The 19,801-nt window shown below is 57.8% G+C and carries 10 protein-coding genes; 6 read left to right on the top strand and 4 right to left on the bottom strand.

The features are described from left to right. Positions 1-10 precede the first annotated feature (10 nt). The gene (locus tag AEAC466_RS27625) at positions 11-1,525 is read right to left on the bottom strand and encodes a tryptophan halogenase family protein (protein WP_023457000.1); all 1,515 of its coding nucleotides are present in this window, start codon (positions 1,523-1,525) and stop codon (positions 11-13) included. Positions 1,526-1,845: 320 nt separating this feature from the next. Between AEAC466_RS27625 and AEAC466_RS27620 the strand changes: the two genes are divergently transcribed. The 4 genes from AEAC466_RS27620 (at position 1,846) to AEAC466_RS27605 (ending at position 11,001) form a co-directional block, all read left to right on the top strand. Then, positions 1,846-4,674, top strand: a complete 2,829-nt coding sequence (locus AEAC466_RS27620; RefSeq protein WP_035429247.1) for a glycosyl hydrolase 115 family protein — start codon at positions 1,846-1,848, stop codon at positions 4,672-4,674. A 59-nt stretch (positions 4,675-4,733) separates the two neighbouring features. Then, a complete protein-coding gene (locus tag AEAC466_RS27615; protein ID WP_023456998.1) occupies positions 4,734-5,510 on the top strand; it encodes an FCD domain-containing protein in 777 nt (258 codons plus the stop codon). Positions 5,511-6,602: 1,092 nt separating this feature from the next. Beyond that, on the top strand, positions 6,603-9,359 hold the full coding sequence (locus AEAC466_RS27610; protein ID WP_023456997.1) for a TonB-dependent receptor: 2,757 nt from the start codon (positions 6,603-6,605) through the stop codon (positions 9,357-9,359). A gap of 76 nt (positions 9,360-9,435) precedes the next feature. Beyond that, the gene (locus AEAC466_RS27605; protein WP_235074152.1) at positions 9,436-11,001 is read left to right on the top strand and encodes a tryptophan halogenase family protein; all 1,566 of its coding nucleotides are present in this window, start codon (positions 9,436-9,438) and stop codon (positions 10,999-11,001) included. A gap of 63 nt (positions 11,002-11,064) precedes the next feature. On the opposite strand, the gene AEAC466_RS27600 is transcribed toward AEAC466_RS27605, so the two are convergent. Together AEAC466_RS27600 and AEAC466_RS27595 are read right to left on the bottom strand one after the other, a co-directional pair. Beyond that, complete coding sequence (locus AEAC466_RS27600) at positions 11,065-11,769, bottom strand: TorF family putative porin (protein ID WP_023456995.1); 705 nt, start codon at positions 11,767-11,769, stop codon at positions 11,065-11,067. Between the two features lie 98 nt (positions 11,770-11,867). Then, on the bottom strand, positions 11,868-13,238 hold the full coding sequence (locus tag AEAC466_RS27595; RefSeq protein WP_031238259.1) for a dicarboxylate/amino acid:cation symporter: 1,371 nt from the start codon (positions 13,236-13,238) through the stop codon (positions 11,868-11,870). A gap of 258 nt (positions 13,239-13,496) precedes the next feature. On the opposite strand from AEAC466_RS27595, the gene AEAC466_RS27590 reads away from it, so the two are divergent. Then, the gene (locus tag AEAC466_RS27590) at positions 13,497-15,200 is read left to right on the top strand and encodes a sensor histidine kinase (RefSeq protein ID WP_023456993.1); all 1,704 of its coding nucleotides are present in this window, start codon (positions 13,497-13,499) and stop codon (positions 15,198-15,200) included. Then, positions 15,197-16,561, top strand: a complete 1,365-nt coding sequence (locus tag AEAC466_RS27585; protein ID WP_023456992.1) for a sigma-54-dependent transcriptional regulator — start codon at positions 15,197-15,199, stop codon at positions 16,559-16,561. The genes AEAC466_RS27590 and AEAC466_RS27585 overlap by 4 nt, the downstream gene beginning before the upstream one ends. A 21-nt stretch (positions 16,562-16,582) precedes the next feature. On the opposite strand, the gene AEAC466_RS27580 is transcribed toward AEAC466_RS27585, so the two are convergent. Continuing rightward, positions 16,583-19,777 (bottom strand): bifunctional cytochrome P450/NADPH--P450 reductase, encoded by a 3,195-nt coding sequence (locus AEAC466_RS27580; RefSeq protein ID WP_023456991.1) that lies wholly within the window; start codon positions 19,775-19,777, stop codon positions 16,583-16,585. Between the last annotated feature and the right edge of the window lie 24 nt (positions 19,778-19,801).

Here is a 19,801-nt window from a genome sequence, read left to right as displayed (position 1 = left end):
CTCTGCGGCCTCAGGCCACCTCAAGCCCTTCGGCCTGACAATACCGGGCAATAAAGTCCTGGTGCATGGGCATACGACTGAGGCAGTTGCCAATGACGCTGCGAAGATCGGACAGCCAGGTCTCAACGCGATCTGACGGTATACTCAGGCTAAGCGGATCGGGCGCCGCCGGACACAGGCCCTGCCCCACCATGACCGCCAGCCAACTGGGCGTGCGGAACTGCTCGCCACGTTCTTCGGGGATGCGGCCCCGACTCGAAAACAGATCGATGCGGTGTTGGAGGCCGTCAGGTATATCCATCTGCTGACAATAACGCCAAAATTCCGAATCCTGGCGCACGCCAACCTTGTAGTGCAGTATGAGGAAATCGCGGATATCCTCGTACTCGCGCACCATCGCGGCGTTATAGGCCGCCGTATCCGCCGCGGCAAATCCCTTATCCGGAAACAGATATTGCAGGCGCAGAATCGCGTTCTGAATGAGCATGATCGAGGTGGATTCCAACGGCTCAAGGAAGCCTGCGGATAAGCCGACCGCTATGCAGTTCTTTTTCCAGAATGTTTCCCGGCGTCCCGTCGTAAACCGGATAGGCCGTGGGTCACCGATAGGGGCTGAACCCAGATTGGCAAACAAATCATCCATGGCCTTGGTTTCGTCCATAAAGGCGCTTGAGAAGACATGACCATTCCCGTCCCTGTGCTGCAACGGAATGCGCCATTGCCAGCCGGCGCTCAACGCCGTGGATCGTGTGAAAGGCGCCGGTGCGCCTTCGCGTCGCGTCGGTACAGCTATGGCGCGGTCACAAGGCAGGTATTTGGACCAGTCGATATAGCCCACTCCCAAGGCCTCGCCGAGCAGAAGCGCCCTAAAGCCCGTACAGTCGATAAAGAGGTCGCCGTCCACAATACGGCCGTCCGTCAGGCATAGACTTTCGATTGCGCCTTCGGCGTCAAGCTTAACCGTCTGGATCTTCCCTTCGATGCGCCGGGCGCCCGCCGCTTCTGAAATCGAACGCAGAAAGCGCGCGTACAGGGAAGCATCGAACTGATAGGCGTAGGCGATCTCCGCCAAAGGCGAATTGGCGCCCGTTGGCCGCATAAACCGGCCGTTTAAGGAGGCGACGGATTGTAAGCTGTAATTTTCCAGTCGGTCCTGAGGATTTTCGAGATAATGCCGCAGCCAGATCGCATGAAACGGCAAGGCGCCGTATTCACGGCCATAGGGGCCGAAGGAATGGTGATAGGCGTGACCCTGGCGGCCCCAGTTCACAAACTCAATCCCGAGCTTGAAGGTGCCCTTGGTAAACCTGACAAAGGCGTCTTCGTCTATGCCGAGGCAACGATTGAAGACGTGGATATAGGGCGTTGTCGCTTCGCCTACGCCGACCGTGCCGATTTCCTCGCTTTCAACCAGGACAATCTCGTCAAAGTCATCGCGCAATATCTTGGAAAACCAGGCGGCCGTCATCCACCCTGCCGTGCCCCCGCCCGCGATGACAACTTTCTTGATGGCCTCTTGCGACATTGGTGTACTCCCCGGTCCTCACGCGACGCCATTTTGCTATGTTCAGCAGTGTCGCGAAGTCACATCAAAGATACAAGACTGTAGAAATTTGTCTATAAATTTCAACATGATCCGAAATATAATCAACCATTAGACGCAGCATAATTTGATCCGTTAACCGATCGTTCCAAGTGTCAGCTGTGTAACCTATTGAGATTTATTGTTGTATTTGTCCGCAACATCGCATTTAAATCCACAAATGGTTGACCAAATTTGATCGGCATGGAAACCGTGGTTTTGAGCCCGGCGGATATTTTTTCTACAGACAAGGATAACGAACCGTGGCGTCCTTAGGAAGTCGGCTTTTAGCGGCCGCCCTGTCATTAACCAGCTTTGTGTACGCGTGGCACGCCCGCGCCGACGTCTCCATCTTCGACGGCAAGACGATCGCTGAAATCCATCGCGACGACACGGGTGCAGGCAAGACGTTGGAGCTTGCCTCCGCGATGCTGGCCAATGATTTAAAGGATCTGTCGGGCCAGACGCCGATCGTCGCGGTAAAGTCCGAAGCGTGTCGGACAACCTGTATCCTGCTGGGCCTGGCAAGCGCGCCGAAGATCCGAAATTTGGCCGCACAGGCTGGCGTCAAACTGGACGATCTGTCGGGACAATGGGAAGTCTATCGTCGCTTTGTCGCACATGAGGGAAAAGCGACCTATATTGTTATTGCCGGGTCGGATGTCCGCGGGACCGTCTACGGCGTCGTAGACCTCACTCGGAGCCTAGGCGTCTCCCCCTGGTCTTGGTGGGCGGATGTCTCCCCCAGACGTCAACCGCGATTGGCGGTGTCAGAGGACCTGTTCACGTCGACGACGCCATCCGTCAAATATCGCGGCATATTTCTCAATGATGAGGACTGGGGCCTGGAGCCCTGGGCGGCGAAGACACTCGATGCGTCCAAGGGCAATATAGGCCCCAAAACCTATACCCGCGTGTTCGAACTCATGTGGCGCCTGAAAGCCAACACGCTTTGGCCCGCCATGCATGCGGTGTCGGCCCCCTTTTACAGTGATCCGGCCAGCCCCGCCCTGGCGCATGATTATGCGATCGTCATCGGCACCTCTCATGCCGAGCCGATGATGCGCAACAACCTGCGTGAATGGGATGAGAGCCGGCGGGGGCCGTTTGATTTCACGCGGAACAGTGATGAAATCGCCCGCTACTGGACTGAGCGTATCCAACAAAGCCGGCGCTATGAAAGCATATACACCGTCGGTCTGCGCGGCATCCATGACGGGCCGATGCAGGGTGCCGATACGACCCAGGCTCGCCGCCAGGTGCTGGAAAACGTCATTAGCCTGCAACAGCGCCTGCTGACAAAAAGCCTGAAGCGCCCCGTAACCACGATACCCCAGGTCTATGTCGCCTATCACGAGCTCCAAGAAGCTTATGATGCCGGCCTTTCGGTCCCCGACGATGTGACACTCATGTGGGCCGACGACAATTATGGATATCTCAGGCATCTTTCAGGGCCGGCGGAGCAAAAGAGAGCTGGCGGGGCGGGCATCTACTACCATCTGTCCTATTGGGGACGCCCTCATGACTATCTCTGGCTTGGCACGACGCACCCGGGCCTGATCCGCGAAGAAATGGGACGCGCGTACGACGCCAATGCGCGCCAGATGTGGATCGTCAATGTCGGCGACATAAAGCCTATAGAATATCTGACCGAGTATTTCCTCGATCTGGCCTTTGACGCCAATCGCCTTCATCAGCCGGCTGACGACCATCTGCAAGCGTTCATGAGCGAACAATTCGGCTCAGACTACGCTCTGCCGCTGACGACTCTGATGCGGCGTTATTATGACCTGTCATTCGAGCGCAAGCCTGAGTTCATGGGATTTGGGCAAACGGAATGGGTAACGCCAAACCGCCCGACGCGCTACGTCACGTCGAATGACCAGGAAGCGCTCGACCGTATAGCGGCCTATCGGGAGATAACGGCACAGGCCGAGGCCATTGGAGCAAAATTGCCCGAAGACCGACAGGCCGCCTTTTATGAGCTTGTCCTCTACCCCGTCCGCGCAAGTGCCGAACTTAACATCCGGATACTCAGCCTCGATCTGGCAGAGTTTTATGCCCGCGAACAAAGGGCGAGCGCGAACAGCTATGTCGGTCAGGCCAAGGCCGCCCATATAGCGCTGGTGGAAGACACCAAGCGCTATGACGCGCTTCTTAACGGCAAATGGCAGGGCATGATGGATATGGCGCCCCGACGCCTGCCGGTGTTTGATGAGCCGGCCTGGCCTCAGTGGTCGACCTCTCAAAAAAGTGGATGCGACCTGTCGGTGTCCGGACAATGGATCAATGATCACAACACGCTTACCTTCGTAGCCGGGCGCGCCCAAACACGACCGGTGACCCTCTTCGCTCATCAACCGGCCACACAGGACTGGTCCACTCAAAGCCAAAACCCAGAGTCAGGCCTTACTTTAAGCCAAACGGCAGGCACCCTGGATGCAAGTAACAACTACGAGGCCAAGCTCACCTTGCGCTATGACGGCCTGTCGCCCCCTGCGGACAAGTACATTGTTCTGAGATGTGGTAACGCCGAACATCATCTCTATGTCCGCATTCTTCCGCCCTTGCCCTCATCGCTTACGGGCGAAGACAACAAGCGTCTAACGCTTCGGCCGGACCTGGCTGATATGGGGAAGGATTGGGACACCGTCAGTGGACTGGGCAGTTTCGGAAGCGTTTTGCGGTCCCGCCTCACGCTTTCGTCCGTCTCGACACAAGAGGCAATGCAGCGCACGCCTCTCACCTACCGTTTCGCGACATCCTCCACTTCCGGCGGCAAGGTGAAGATAGTGGCCCTGCCAACCCATCCAGCGACCCCCGCCCAAGGCCTGTCCGGCGTGGCGAGTCTCGATGGCGGCCCTGTTCAGCCCCTTGACTTTTCGACCACCGGTCGCAGCGACCAGTGGCGTGACAACGTCTTGTCCAATACCTCAATACAGGGCTTCAGCTTCAAAACCCTGCCCGCCGGGGAGCATATCCTGAGGCTCTATCCCGCCGATCCGGGTCTGGTGATCGATCGGATAGAGATAGACCTGGACGGTGCTCAACCCCATTACGGGGCCATTCGAACCGATCCATCAGGCCCCTGATCTATGGGACGCACCAAAGCCTGATATCGTCCCTTCATCATATTCGAATAGAAACTAAAATGGATAAACTTGTCCCGAGCGCAAATGAGCCGGCACCGGAAGCCGGGCCAGCCCTTAAGGAGCGCCGCGCTTACCAGGATATTGGAAACGATCTGGTTCACAGAATAAGAGCTGGAGAATTTCACTCGACCGGCAGATTGCCGCCGGAGCGAGATCTAGCCGCGTGGTACGACGTGGGTCGAACCGTCATTCGCGATGCTCTGGTCATGCTGGATGTGAAGGGGCTCATCGACCCGCGACAAGGCTCCGGGATCTACATTACCCGAACGGCCTACCAATCCGTCGCACCAGACGACGGACTATATGAGACCTCAAGCGCTCTGGAGAGCAAGCCTCCGGCAGCCCCGTTCGAGCTCCTCGAAGCTCGCCAAATGTTTGAAAGTCACATTGCCAAACTGGCGGCCGAAAACGCTACCGACCGCGACCTCGCCGTCATTGAACAGGCCTGGGCCAACCATCGTAGCGCTCCCTATGGGGAGCCGAAGGAAGCCCTGGACATACAATTCCACATGGCCATCGCCCAAGCCACGCAGAACAAGGAACTCGCTCTTCTCGTCAACCAGTTGTGGCATAGACGCGATGATAGCCCTATGTGGCGTAGTCTTCATGAACGCGTGAAGGACGCAAATTACCGCGACAACTGGGGCGCAGACCACGAGGCGATTCTCAAAGCTTTACGCCGCCGTGATGGCGACGCAGCCTACGTGGCGATGTGGCAGCACATTGAGAACGTCAAAACCTTCCTTGCTGAAGGCGGCGCCTTCGCCGACACCTGAGAGCAAGAGCTGGCAATAGGATTGAACGATCCGATACCACTACAAAGGTGCGGTCAGCCTCTAATAGGCTCACTACATGTGATAAGCACGTACCATGAAAGCTATCTGACACCCGGTATAGACAAGAGCATGCGGTCAATAGTCCGGGCGATTGTAAAAACCGGCTTTGCAGCCACCGTGTTTTGAAGCGGGATGCATCCGATTATTGCAAGCCCAAAATATTTCACTTCGACTTTTGCAAAGTACTTACGCATTATTCGAAAGTCTTTTGGCATCAAGGGATGCTCGTCCTGGGTGCGGGCATTGGGTGTGAGGGCTCGCCGAAAATAAGAATCACACGCACAATATGTATGATTTATAAAAGCGTGACCTATTTGCGGTTTTGAAAAGAGGGTGAGACGCTGCGCCCGACTTAACGGTCCGCGCCCTATCCGTTGCCGCGACACCTGGGGCATGAGTAAGATCAACCACGCTTATTTCTTACACGCATATTTTTGGAGAGATGCGTCACGCGATGGTGGGCCAATCCGAGCAACGGCTCGCCCAGCCCGCTCATTTAATCGCATTAGAAAGTTCCCCACGGGCACCCACAGCACATCCCAGACCGATAATCCGCGTTAATGCCCGGCAAGATAGCCAACCATGGCAACGGACGATTATCAGGCGAAAGGAAGGCCCAAAGCCGGAACCGTGCCCCAACCGGAGAAGGCGACCACTGCGCGTCCCGCAGCCGCACACATCCACGTCACGCGCTTCGTGAAATTCATTTATGTGTGATTATAAATTCTCAAATCAATATCCACCCCTTGTCAGACGCAACGCAATAGGTCGTCACATTTCACAAACCTTCCAAGCCGCCGCCACTCGCGCACCCTTACGGGAATGTGTGCAATCGGCAACACTCAGACAAAATGACGGCGAGTTTGAATTATAATACATTTGGCGTGTTGCCAAAATAATAAGTGCGATTTATACGGACTGCCAGGCTCTACTACCACCGCTCAAGCGGACGGGCCAATAAGTGGGAAAAAAGCCCACGCCACAACAGGAGGACAATTTATGCCTAAATTCAGAGCCTACAGGACACTCTTAATGGGGACTGCCGGGGCCGCTGCGCTGCTGCTGCCGGTCATCGCTCAGGCGCAAAGCGCCGAGCCGCAACCCTCTCCAGACAAAGCCGATGCGACGGTCGTGGTCGTTACCGGTGTGAAAGCTTCGCTTAGGTCAGCCACCGCAATCAAGAAGAACTCGAACCAAATCGTCGATTCGGTTCAGGCGACGGATATCGGCAAACTGCCCGACGCCAACACTACCGAGGCCTTGCAGCGTATCACAGGCATACAGATCCAACGCCGCTACGGCGAAGGCGCCACGGATTTCGACCATCGCACGCAGCCGGCCGTTACGATCCGAGGATTGACCCAGACTCTAAACCTTCTCGATGGCCGCGCGGTGTTCTCCGCTGCCGGCAGTCGTGCGCTGGACCTTGAGGGCATTCCGCCCGAATTGCTCGCCGGCATCGATGTTTATAAGAACCCCCCTGCCAACATCGTCGAAGGCGGCGTCGGCGGTGCGATCAACCTGCGCACCCGTCTGCCCTTCGATGCTCCGGGCCAAGTCATCAGCACCACGGTGAAGGGCAATTATTACGACCGCGCGGATAAATACGGCGGCGCGATATCTGGCTTGTACAGCAACCGGTTCAACACGAACCTGGGCGAAATGGGCGTGCTCATTAACGCCGTTTACGGAAAAAGCGATTACCGCCAGGATGCTATCCTCGTTGGCCAGCAGGTCGCCCCAACGGCGGGCACGGTTTCCGGTCTTCCTGCTAACGGCAAAATTCCGCTCGGCTTCCAGATTTACGATGACAATGGCGACCGTCGCAGACTGGGCCTTGCCGCTGCCTTCCAATGGCGGCCGTCGGACACGCTGCTTATTACGGCTCAAGCGCAGTATACCGACTACAAGTTCGACCGGACCGGCGCTTACTTCTACCCCATCGACAACTACCTGATGGATCCGACAACGAATGAGGCCATTCCCACGCCTCAGGCGGGGGCAACTTGGACCTTTAACAACGAGGGCTATGCAACAAGCGGCGCGATTGCCAAGCAAACGTATGAATCGGGCCGGTTTGACCAAGAGCTGAGAACCCACACCGGCAACTATACATTGAATGCCAAGTGGCAGGTCAGTTCTCGCCTGAAAATGCAGTTCGATCTTCAATACCTGCAGTCGGTCTATGATGCTGATCGCAACGGTCTTGTCTTATCGCAGCACAAGGTGGCCGGCGAGAACCCCAACACGGCAACCAACCAAGAGGTCGTTACTTTCGATCTGCGCGGAAAGAACCCGGTGTGGAACGTCAGCGATCCGGCGGCGTTTACGGATGTCTCGAAATATACTGTGACGTACATCGCCGACTCGCTGACGAGAAATACGGCCGATCAGACCGCCGTCGCTTACGATGTCGAATACGAAATGGAAGGCAGCTTCCTGAAAAAGCTCCACGGCGGCCTTCGCGCGACCGATAGCGATATCGATCTGCGCGGCACCTGGCATGGCGTCTGTCTCTACGCGAACGGGGCGGACCCGAGTTGCTCTCAGCCCAACGGCACGGCGCTGCCTGCGCTTAGCCAGTGGCCGCAACTCTACAAGTTCGGGCCGTCGCCCGACTTCTTCGACAAGAAAACCCTGCCAGGCGGTGTCCTTTATCCGGAGTTCGTCGCTGGCTCCGGCCTGTGGAATAGCCTGGGTGCGACCTACGCGCTCGTCGGCGCTCAACGCCAAATTTCCTTCAACCCGGCAGATATAACGACCCTTAACGAAAAGACTTTTGGTGGCTTTGCTTCGGCCGACTACGGTTTCCAGGTCGGAGAGTTCCCGGTCGACGGCAATATGGGTGTCCGTGTTGTCCAAACCAAGCTGGCCTCGGTCGGCACTCAGTTTAACGCTGACGGCACCACAGAGCAGATTCAGACAACCAACAAATACACCTCCGTCCTGCCATCCTTCAACGTTCGTGTGAAGGCAAGCGATACCCTGCAATTCCGTGGCGCCTATTCGCGCGCTATCAGCCGGCCGAATTTCGATCAGCTCTCGACCAATTTGTCGCTCGGCGCCGCCAACCAGATCAACCCCAAAACAGGTCATGCCAGCGCAAGCCAAGGCAACCCCTATCTCAAGCCGATCACCTCCGATAATTACGACCTGACGGCGGAATGGTATTTCGCGCAGAATGGCTCTCTAACCGGTGGCGTCTTCCTGAAAAAGACCGACGGCTTCATCTATGGCGATAACGTGCCCCGGACATTCGGTGGACGGACTTATGATACGGCGACGTCTACCAACGCCGGCAATGGCACCATCAAAGGCTTTGAGGTTGCGTACCAGCAGTTCTTCGATTTCCTACCCTCACCGTTTAACGGTCTCGGTGTCCAGGCGAACTACACCTACGCCAACAGCGATACGTCCTTCACAACGACGGTCAATGGCGCTCCGGTTACGACGTCTTTGCCGCTCGAAAAGCTGTCCCGCGACAGCTATAACCTCGTAGCCCTATATGAAAAGGGACCGGTTTCAGGTCGTTTGGCGTGGAACTGGCGCGGCAAGTATTTCGATACAACGACGGGTAGCGGCGCCAATGGAACCATGCAATATCAGGCCCCCTATGCGACCCTGGACGCCTCGATCTCCGTCAATATCAACTCGCACATCTCCGTGTCGGTTGACGGCGTCAATCTGCTGAACCGATTGGGCGTGACCTATATCGACACACCGGGCCAACCTCTCCAATACACGATGAACGATCGTCGGTTCGGCATATCTGTACGGGCGACCTACTAACTCCCTTTGGTTGTTCCTCACCTGCCGGCGCCGCCTTTTAGACGGCGCCGGCTTTTTTCTTCGACTTGACACGGCGATGACAACGCCGAAATCTGGTCACCGCGACGCATTCTTTGTTTTGAACGGAATCGAAATGACCACGACGGGTCCCCTGAGAAAAATCGTCATAGTGGGCGGGGGAACGGCCGGATGGATGGTGGCAAATGCACTTTCCAAGGTCTTGGGAAAGTCCGGGCCCGCCATCACCCTTATTGAATCCGAGGAAATCGGCACGGTCGGGGTCGGCGAAGCGACAATACCGCCCATTCTGGCTTTCAACGCCTTGCTCGGCATCAATGAAGTCGAGTTCATGAAAGAGACGCAGGCGACCTTCAAACTTGGCATTGAGTTTGTCGATTGGTTGCGCATTGGACATCGGTATTTTCACCCGTTCGGAATTTATGGTGTCGATGCCGGAGCCGTACCTTTTGAAGCTCTGTGGCAGCGCAGCCGCCACTTGGGTACGCCGCGTCCGTTAAACGACTTCTCCGTCTGCGCCAGAGCCGCCGCTATGGGGCGTTTCATGCGACCGGCCGGGGCCGGCGGTCCCTTAGCGCACCTGGCCTATGCCTATCACTTCGACGCCACGCTCTATGCCCGGTTCTTGCGTAAATACGCTGAGGCGGCCGGCGTGACGCGGATAGAAGGTCGTATTGCCCATACCTCACAACGACCAGACGACGGGTTCATTGAAGCGGTTACCACCCAGGATGGCCGTCGCATCGAAGCGGATTTCTTCATCGACTGTTCCGGGTTTCACGCCCTGCTCATTGGCGGGGTTATGGGCGCGAAATTTGAGGACTGGAACCATTGGCTACCCAATGATCGGGCGGTTGCGGCCCCTTCAGCAAACATGGCGCCGCCGACGCCCTTTACCACATCGACATCGCGTACGGCCGGTTGGCAATGGCGCATACCGCTGCAACATCGCACGGGAAATGGATATGTCTATTCCAGCGCACACAGCTCCGACCAGGCCGCCCAGGATCTTCTCACCACAAATATAGCCGGCGATCTTCTTGCGGAGCCCCGCGTGATCAAATTTCGCACCGGCCGTCAACGTGCATTTTGGATTAAAAACTGCCTGGCGCTCGGCCTGGCGAGCGGCTTTATGGAACCGTTGGAATCCACCAGCATCCATCTTGTGCAAGCCGGTATTGCGCGCCTGTTGGAGATGCTACCCAATCGAAGCTGCGACCCCGCGGACATTCGGCGCTACAACCGCCTGATGACCACCGAATATGACAGCATTCGCGACTTCATCATTCTGCATTTTCACGCCACGGAAAGACGTGACACCCAGTACTGGCGATCCCTTGCGAATATGTCGATTCCGGATACGCTCGCTGAACGGATAGACATTTACCGCCATTCCGGACGTGTCTTTCGCGAATCCGATGACCTGTTCTCCAAAACCAGTTGGCTTGCGGTCATGGACGGGCAAGGTTTGGTGCCGCAGGCTTACGACCCGCTCGCTGAGGGTGTATCCCCAGAACAAGCGCAAAAGCACATGGAGCACATCGCATCGGTGCAAGCCGCGGCCGTTAAGACGATGCCGAGTCACCATAACTATATCGCGAAATATTGCTCCACGGCCCAATAGGTCTCCTACTCTTCTTACCAACGCGCGTGCCAACGGCTAGCCTCAATAGATCTCGACCACAGCTCAGTACTTTTGCGAAACCGTTAGGAAAAGACTGTCGCCATACTTGTCGCCAAGCGCGCCACGATCCGTGTTTGTGAAGGTCAGCGATACACTTTGTTTGTGCTTGGTCGTGTAGGTCGCACCGAACAGGACGGTGCTGTAATCGACGCTGCCCGAATTATGCCGAAAGCCCGTGCCGGCTTGCAAACTAAAGTTGGGCAAAACCTTTTGCTCAAGCGCAACTTCGGCGTAAGTGGCTTCCTTGGCCTTACCGTAATTGTCGGGGCTATAAGCCAGGTTTAGGCGCGCCGTCGTGTTGGGCGCCAATTTTCGCGCTATATTGACGTCATATTCCATGAAGGCGTTGTCGATGCCGGGCTTGGTACCATTATATTGCTTGTACATGGCACGCGCCGTAACGTCATATCCCTTGAAAGCGGTCTTGTAGCCGATCAGGGCCTGGGTCTGGTTGTCGACGCCGGTCGTGCGATCGCGCATGGATTTAAACAGGGTGCCGACGAAGATCTTGCCGTAGGCGAGCTGCAAACCGGCAATATATTGCGGCTGTCCGTCCGTCTGGCTGACACCGCGATAAATGCCGTCGGACAGAAGGGTGATTTGGCCGGACAGCTTAGGTTCGACCGCTTCGGCATAGGCCGGAGCCGACGCTGCGCAGAGGGTGACGGCCAGAATTCCGGCCAAGCGAAGGGGTTCGGTGTACGACATGTCGTCTCCGTGGGCTGTGTGTTTTGTTTTCAGGTAAGAAAGCCCCGCCGAGTTATGTGGCGAAATCGGCGGGGCTTGGTCGTCAGAGGCTTGCCGGTCTAGTCGGCGCTCTGCTCACCGGCCTGGAGGCCGGGCGTGAGAGTGGTGACCTGGGTAACCGGCTGAATGGTGCGCGGCTTGCCATTGAGCGCGGCTTTGAAGACATCCATGTCGATGGCCTTTTCCCAGCGGCTGACGACGACGGTCGCCACGGCATTACCGATGAAGTTGGTGATCGATCGGCATTCCGACATGAAGCGATCGACGCCGAGGATGATCGCCATGCCCGCCACCGGAACGGTGGGCACCACCGACAAAGTGGCGGCCAGGGTGATGAAGCCGGCGCCGGTAACACCGGCCGCGCCCTTAGAGGACAACATGGCGACAGACAGAAGCAGAAGCTGTTGTTCAAGGGTCAGGTGGATATTGGTGGCCTGAGCGATGAACAGGGCCGCCAATGTCATGTAGATATTGGTGCCATCGAGGTTGAAGGAATAGCCGGTCGGCACGACCAGGCCGACGACCGGCCGGGCGCAGCCCGCTTTTTCCATCTTCTCCATCAGGCTGGGCAGGGCCGATTCCGACGACGACGTGCCCAGCACCAGCAGCAGTTCGGCCTTGAGATAGGCGATCAGCTTGAAGATCGAAAAGCCGTTGAAGGCGGCGACGGCGCCTAGCACCACGATGATGAACAGAGCCGAGGTAAAATAAAACGTGCCGACCAGCGCCGCCAGGTTCACGACCGAGGCAATACCATATTTGCCGATGGTGAAGGCGAAGGCGCCAAAGGCACCAATGGGGGCCGCCTTCATCAGGATGTTCACCATGCGAAAGATTGCGTGGCTGACCGATTCCAGAAGGCTAACCACCGGCTTGGCCGTATCGCCGATCAGGATCAGTGAGATGCCGAAGAGAATGGCGACGAAGAGCACCTGCAGGATATTGCCCTGGGTGAACGCCGACACGAAAGTGTCCGGAATGATCCCCATCAGAAAGCCCGTAATCGTGCTCTCATGCGCCTTGGCAGCATATTCGGCCACCTTCTCGTTGTGCAGAGTGTTGGGGTCGATATTCATGCCGTGGCCCGGCTGGACCACATTGGCGACAATCAGGCCGACAATCAGGGCCAGGGTCGAAAAAGTGAAGAAATAGGTGAACGCTTTCCAGGTCACATTGCCCACGCCCTTGAGGCTGCCCATGCCGGCTATGCCCGTTACTATGGTCAGGAAGATCACCGGGGAGATGATCATTTTGACGAGCTTGATGAAGCCGTCCCCCAGCGGCTTCAGCGCCTCACCGGTCTGCGGATAAAAATGGCCAATCAGGGCGCCGGCTGTGATGGCTACGATGACCTGTAGATAAAGATGGCTGTACCACTTGCCCTTCTTGGCCGCCTCACCGGGCGCCGATACGGATGAACTATAGGCCATGCCTGTCTCCTGTTGCTGAGCTGTAAGTCCCGATGGGGTGTTACCGCGTTTCCTCGCCTGGCGCCTTTTTGACTGCGCCTCTGAAATGAGTATTTGCGGCAAAGGAATATAAACACAAAGGAATTTTTGAAAGACATAATATGTTGATTTTATATAGATAATTTCGACGCCCTTAAAAGGGTCGCGCATATTTGTATTGATATCCACACAGCCACATGCCTTAATTGTGCGGATTTTCACACAGGCCGAGTTGCTGGCATGATCGAGTCTCCATTTGTCTTCGCAGCGTTCGCGCGTCTGTCGCGACGGGCCATGATGCTTTCGGCGCTCGCTGTTGTGGTGGGCTTAAGCCTTGTCGTCGCCACCTTCTATCTCGTTTATAATCAGGCGCTGGATGGTCTGAAGCAGGACGTACATACATCGGCGCAGCTCAGAGCGTCAGCGTTGCAAAGTGAGATTGACAAACAGCGGGCCGTCCCCGCCGTCCTTGCCGCCGACAGTGACGTTCAGGCGGCCCTTGTGTCCTCGGATCCGACGCGGCTTAACAACATCTCAGCCAAGCTTGAAAACCTGCGTCACGAAACGCATGGCGCCGTCATCTATCTGCTCGACAAGAACGGAGTGGCGGTCGCCGCCAGCAACTGGACCCAGCCCGAAAGTTTTGTCGGCTCATCCTACGGCTTTCGTCGCTATTTCACCGACGCCATCCGGCAGACAGAAGCGGCCGAATTTGCGTTGGGTACGGTCAGCCATCGTCCGGGTCTGTTCCTGTCGCACAGCGTTGTGGCGGACCGCCGTGTCATCGGTGTCGTTGTGGTCAAGCTTGAGTTTGATCCTCTTGAGGCTGACTGGAGCCGTCTGAAAGATACGGCCTTCGTGACCGATAGCGACCACAAGGTCATCGTCACGGCGCATGACGTTTGGCGTTTCAAAAGCCCGCCGGTCGCGGGGCGTGACCAAGTCAGTCAAGCCCTGGACATCAAAGGTATGGGCGGGTGGCAACTTCATGTGTACCGATCTGCAGAGGCGGCCCGCACGGCCGGTCTGGCGGCATCGGCCATTCTGCTGCTTCTGGAAGTTTTACTCGCCGGTGCGATCCTGTGGACCCTGCGGCGGCGTGAGAACCTGCGGCTAAAGGCACAGTCGGATCAGGCCTATCTCACACGCCTGGAGCGCGATGTCGGCGAGCGCACCCATGCCCTGCGCTACGCCAATGACAAACTGTCCGAGGAGATAGAGGAGCGGCGCAACGCCCAGGCGCGGCTCAACGCCTTGCAGGCCGATCTGGTCCAGGCCAACAAGCTGGCGCAACTCGGCCAGATCACCGCCGGCGTGGCGCATGAAATCAATCAGCCACTGGCGACGATTCGTGTTCTTGCCGATAACGCCCTGAGCGGTCTGAAACCCGCCGGGATCAAGGCGAACCTTGAAACCATCGTGCGCATGAGCGATCGCATCGGTCATATCACCGGTGAGTTACGCGCCTTCTCCCGGAAGGCGACGGGCGAAAGCCAGCCGACCTCGCTCAGTGAGGCGGTCGAGGGCTCGATCCTTCTGACGCACAGCCGCCTTAAGTCTCACAAGGTTCGTTTTCAGCGGCCGAGGATCGATGCGGGCCTTAGAGTATGGGGGGAGCGCGTCCGGCTCGAGCAGGTCCTCGTCAACCTGTTGCAAAACGCCTTTGAAGCGGTCGAGACCGCCGCTAACCCCACCGTGACCCTGCGTCTGGAGGATGAGGCGGATGTCGTGCGCCTTATCGTCGAAGATAATGGTCAGGGGCTGCCGGACGCCATAAAAACGGCGCTGTTCATTCCTTTTAAGACCACCAAGCCCAAGGGATTGGGGCTGGGCCTCGTCATTGCACGTGACATCGTGTCCGATTTCGGTGGGGAACTGATGGCGGATATCGATGTCGCGAACGGCGCGCGCTTTATCGTCTCGCTGCGGAAGGCGGCCATATGAACGCCCCCTCGCCCGCAACCATCGTATTCATCGACGACGACGACGATCTGCGCGCCGCCCATGTGCAGGGTCTCGAACTGGCCGGGTTTGCCACGCGCGCCTTTGCGGGGGGACACGACGCCCTGAAGATGCTCACCCCGGAGTTCACTGGCGTCGTCGTTACGGATGTGCGCATGCCCGGCATGGACGGGTTTGAGGTCTTCAAACGTATCAAGGCGATAGACGAGGCCATTCCCGTCCTTCTCATGACCGGTCATGGCGATGTGCCCATGGCGGTCAAGGCGTTGAAGGACGGCGCCTACGACTTTCTCACCAAACCCTTCGCGATGGATACCCTGACCGCCGCCCTGCGCCGGGCGCTTGACGCGCGTCGCCTCACCCTTGAAAATCGGCAGCTCCGCGCGCTTTACGCCGCCGCCCAAGACGACGAAGACCGGCTCCTGGGCGAAAGCCCCGCCATGCAGCACCTGCGCCAGACGATCGCGCAAATAGCGGAGGCCGATGTCGATATCCTGATTGCCGGCGAAACCGGTGTCGGCAAGGAACGGGTGGCGCGCACCATCCATCGCCAAAGCGACCGAAGAGGCAAGCCGTTCGTACATGTCAATTGCGCGGTGCTTCCCGATGCGATCTTCGCCGCCGAACTGTTTGGCGTCGAATCCGGCGCGCGGCTGGACGCCGGGGCGGCGCTGTCACGAAAAAGCATGGGCAAAATCGAAAAGGCCCAGAAGGGCACCCTGTTCCTGGATGATATCGAAGGTCTGAGCCTGCCACTTCAGGCCAAGCTTTTGCGTGTGGTCGAAGCACGCGAACTATGGGTTCTGGGCTCCGATGAGCCGCGCCCCATCGAGCTACGCATCATCGCCTCCAGCCGAAGTGATCTCAGCCAGGCGGTAGACACCGGCACATTCCGGGCGGACCTGTATTATCGCCTGAGCGGTGTGACGCTCAAAGTGCCGCCGCTCAGAAACCGAAAAGAAGATATCCTCTTATTATTCCAGCATTTTCTCGTTGCCGCCGCCTCTCGCCTTAAGCGCCCTGTCCCCTCGCTTACCGCGCACGTGGCGCGGTACCTGCAAGCGCACGATTGGTACGGCAATGTGCGCGAACTGGAACAATATGCCGAACGATACGCCTTGGGTCTTGATGTGGCGACAGCCTCAGAACCCGGTTTGGTCGATGCAGATCAGGGCCTGCCCGAGCGCGTTGCCGCCTTCGAAGCGGCCCTGCTTCGTGAAACCTTGTCGAGTTGCCGGGGCAGCGCAGCGGAGGCGATGAAGCGCCTCAAGCTTCCGCGCAAAACGTTTTACGACAAGGTCAACCGCTACAAGATTAATATTCGTGATTTTCGCTTGAAATAGTCAGGGTTCGATGGCTGCGCTCTATGCAAAAACATCCGAGATATATCGGCCTCTCTCGTGCTCAATCCTGTCGGCCCACTTGCGCGCCCCTTCTTCGTCCGCATGTGTGGCGTCTCGATAGATATCGATCAGTGTTTCGCGAACAGCGGGCGCCATGCGTCGTCCGTCTCCACAGACATAGACAATGGCGCCCTGACGAAACAAATCGGCAACCTCAGCCCGGTCGGACCATAGGCGATGTTGCACATATTGCGCCTCAGGTCGCGTCTTTGGCCCCGTCTCTGGCATGTCCGAGCAGGCCAGACGCACACTGACGACACCGGCCTGTTGCCAGGCCTCCAGTTGGTCGCGGTAGAGGTAATCAACATCGGGCGAACCGATGCCAAAGAAGAGAAGAGCGGGTCCGACAGCTTGACCGGCCGCCTTCTGCAGGGCCCGTTCCTGAAGAAAGCCGCGGAAAGGGGCAAGGCCCGAACCGGCACAAATCATAATAATGGGCGTCGCGGGGTTTTCAGGCGGATGGAAGCGCGTATTCGATGGACGAACAGCGACGGACACGCGATCGCCGGGCTTGAGTTTGGCCAGATAGGTCGACGCGATACCCAGATGACGCCCCTGACCTGACAAGGACGGCCTATCGACGACGGCGAGCGTAAGCGTGACATGGTCGGGTTTCCAAAGCGGCGAAGAGGAAATGGAATATTGCCGCGCCCGCATGGGCGGACACATGGCGAGATATTCGGCAAACTCCAAACCCGCGGACTGAAACCGTTCAAGCAGATCAAGCATGGTGACGCGCCGATCCAGGACCTCGACGCCGTAGGCGTCGCCGCACAGACGTAGCAACTCGGCCTTTTCCGGCGGACAGGCCGTGACGGCGGCCAACCGAGCGACTTGAGTTTGCGTCGCGGGACTGCTCAGTTCAACATAATGCGCCAACAGGTCACCACAGCTTACCGGTATGTCCGTAGGCAGGGTGTTCGATGCCGAGCCACCATTGCGGACGACCAGATGTGTGTCCGCCGCCAGACCAAACCGGCGTAAGGCGCGCTCGACATTTGATTGGGGATTTCGTGCCAGAACCGCCAGATAGTCGCCGCTGCGATATGACATCCCATCAGGCAGGCGAATTTCAATATGGCGTTTTGACCTGGCACCGGCCGCCGTCATATCGACCAGTTCGCTATTATCCACGATCACGCCGGGCTTAAGGTCGCCCAGACGCAGGATGTTTTCACGGCCTGACGTGACGAACTCGATCGCCAGAGGCACAAGGCCGCCCGTTTCGATGGCGGGCTTGCCAAGCGCCTTGGACATATCTTGCCACAGTGTCGCGTACCAGGCGTCAAAGGCGCCAAAAAAGTCACCACCGGAGTCGGCTTCCCCTCTTTCCTTGATAGGTTCGGCACCCGCCGCCGCCAATGCCGTGTCCACCCGCTTGGGTATGGCCTGGTAGGTGCGCGCCCATTGGCGATTGCCACATCCAAACACAGCGAAGCGCAAACCTGTCAGAGCACCGGGCGAGAGGCTTTCGGCGTAGGCGACAAACTGGCGGGCATTGTCGGGCGGCTGGCCTTCGTATGAGGCGGTGACAACGATTACGACGCCCTGGTCTGGCAGTCGGCCGGCATAGTCATCCATGGCCGCCACCTGTGGCACATAGCCTTGGGCGGGAGCATCGCCTGCGATGCGACGAGCGAAAGCCTCTGACGAGCCCGTATTGCTGCCATACAGGATCAGCAGCGGCGTGGCCTTTTCGCCCGGAGCCACCTGGGCCGTTGGCCGCGTAAGCGGTTTTTGCGGCGCACGCGGAATGTTCGTACGAACAGGGGGGCTACGATCACCGCGGGCGCGGGCACGGATGGTCAGTCCCTGCGGCTTCAGGGTCAGGGTTTCATGGACCTCCAGCGCATATGCAGGATTGTCGAGCACAAAATCGAAGCGTTGCAGCATCATCGACAGAACGAGCAGAGCCTCCTGCATGGCGAAGGGACGCCCGATGCAGGCGCGCATGCCATTGCCGAACGGCTTCCAGGCATTGGGGGGCAGCTTTTCGGCATTCTCCGGAGAGAAGCGTTCAGGGCGGAAAGCGTCAGGCGCCTCCCACACGGCCGGGTCGCGATGCAGGATCGGCGCCAGGATCATGACAGTATCCCGCTTTGAAAGGGCATATTGCCCGGCCAAAAGGGTGTCTTCGCGGGGACGCACACCAAAGGCAGGCGCCGTCGGCCACAGGCGCAGCGTTTCCATCAGTATCTGCTCGATATAGCGCAACTGCCCCAGATGATCGACGCGCGGCGTGTCGGTGCCGAGCACATCGTCCACGACCGCTCGCGCCTTTTGCAACACGTGCGGGTTTTTAAGCAGCAGATAGGTGGCAAAGGACAGGAGGCCGCTGGTCGTCTCATGCCCGGCGACCAGGAAGGTGACCATCTGATAGCCGATATTTTCATCACTGAGCGTCTCGCCGGATACCGGATCAACCCCGTTCAGCATTATGTTCAGAAGGTCGTCTTTTTCAGCCCCGAGCGGGTCTTTGCGACGTTCCGCGATCAATTGCCGGGAGACGTCCCGCAATATGGCTTGATCCGCTTCATATTGGCGATTTTTCGACCAGAGCAGGGAGTTGATCATGTCTGGACGACGGGCGCGGCGACCGCCTTCCGACAGCGTGCCGACCATGGCCGCAACGAAGGGATGCATCTCGTTTTGATAGAAGCTGTTAAATCTATAGTCGAAACCGCACAGAGCGATGGTGTCGAGGGTCAGGCGCGTCATATTGTCTGCGACGTCGATAGCGGCGTTGGGGCCAAAACGCTCCCAGCGCACGAACATCTGTTCGGCGATATCCAGCATCTTATCGAACATGCCCCGCACGCCGATCGGGCCAAAGGCCGGCATGAGCAGGCGGTGCGCCTTCCCCCAATTCGGCTCATCGTCGTGAGCAGTGAAAAGGGCGTCTCCGCCGGCTGAGCGTAATTCCGCCAGCGGCGGATGAATGGCTTTGTGGAAACGGCCTTCGTCGCACAGCTCATTCACGATCGCCTGTGAACCGGCCACATAGATATCCTGGCCGAAGATCGTCAATTTAAAGAACGGCCCATAGGTTTTGGCCAACGCCATCAGGCTTTGGACAGGGGCATCGACGTCGAGTTCGGTCAGGTTGCCGATAATCGGCTTTAAAGGGGGACGGGGGACGACGGATGATATTGCCATGACAAACACCTTACTTGCGCGCGC

The organism is Asticcacaulis sp. AC466, assembly GCF_000495815.1.
Classification (GTDB): Bacteria; Pseudomonadota; Alphaproteobacteria; order Caulobacterales; family Caulobacteraceae; genus Asticcacaulis.
The sequence above is the reverse complement of the archived record's forward strand: the minus strand, read 5'-3'. Positions and strand labels throughout refer to the sequence as shown.

What these genes read in the sequence shown, in the direction of transcription:
- AEAC466_RS27580 (WP_023456991.1), bottom strand. Translation starts at nt 19,777, where the DNA reads ATGGCAATATCATCCGTCGTCCCCCGTCCCCCTTTAAAGCCGATTATC.
- AEAC466_RS27610 (WP_023456997.1), top strand. Translation starts at nt 6,603, where the DNA reads ATGGGGACTGCCGGGGCCGCTGCGCTGCTGCTGCCGGTCATCGCTCAG.
- AEAC466_RS27615 (WP_023456998.1), top strand. Translation starts at nt 4,734, where the DNA reads ATGGATAAACTTGTCCCGAGCGCAAATGAGCCGGCACCGGAAGCCGGG.
- AEAC466_RS27595 (WP_031238259.1), bottom strand. Translation starts at nt 13,238, where the DNA reads ATGGCCTATAGTTCATCCGTATCGGCGCCCGGTGAGGCGGCCAAGAAG.
- AEAC466_RS27585 (WP_023456992.1), top strand. Translation starts at nt 15,197, where the DNA reads ATGAACGCCCCCTCGCCCGCAACCATCGTATTCATCGACGACGACGAC.
- AEAC466_RS27600 (WP_023456995.1), bottom strand. Translation starts at nt 11,769, where the DNA reads ATGTCGTACACCGAACCCCTTCGCTTGGCCGGAATTCTGGCCGTCACC.
- AEAC466_RS27605 (WP_235074152.1), top strand. Translation starts at nt 9,436, where the DNA reads ATGACAACGCCGAAATCTGGTCACCGCGACGCATTCTTTGTTTTGAAC.
- AEAC466_RS27625 (WP_023457000.1), bottom strand. Translation starts at nt 1,525, where the DNA reads ATGTCGCAAGAGGCCATCAAGAAAGTTGTCATCGCGGGCGGGGGCACG.
- AEAC466_RS27590 (WP_023456993.1), top strand. Translation starts at nt 13,497, where the DNA reads ATGATCGAGTCTCCATTTGTCTTCGCAGCGTTCGCGCGTCTGTCGCGA.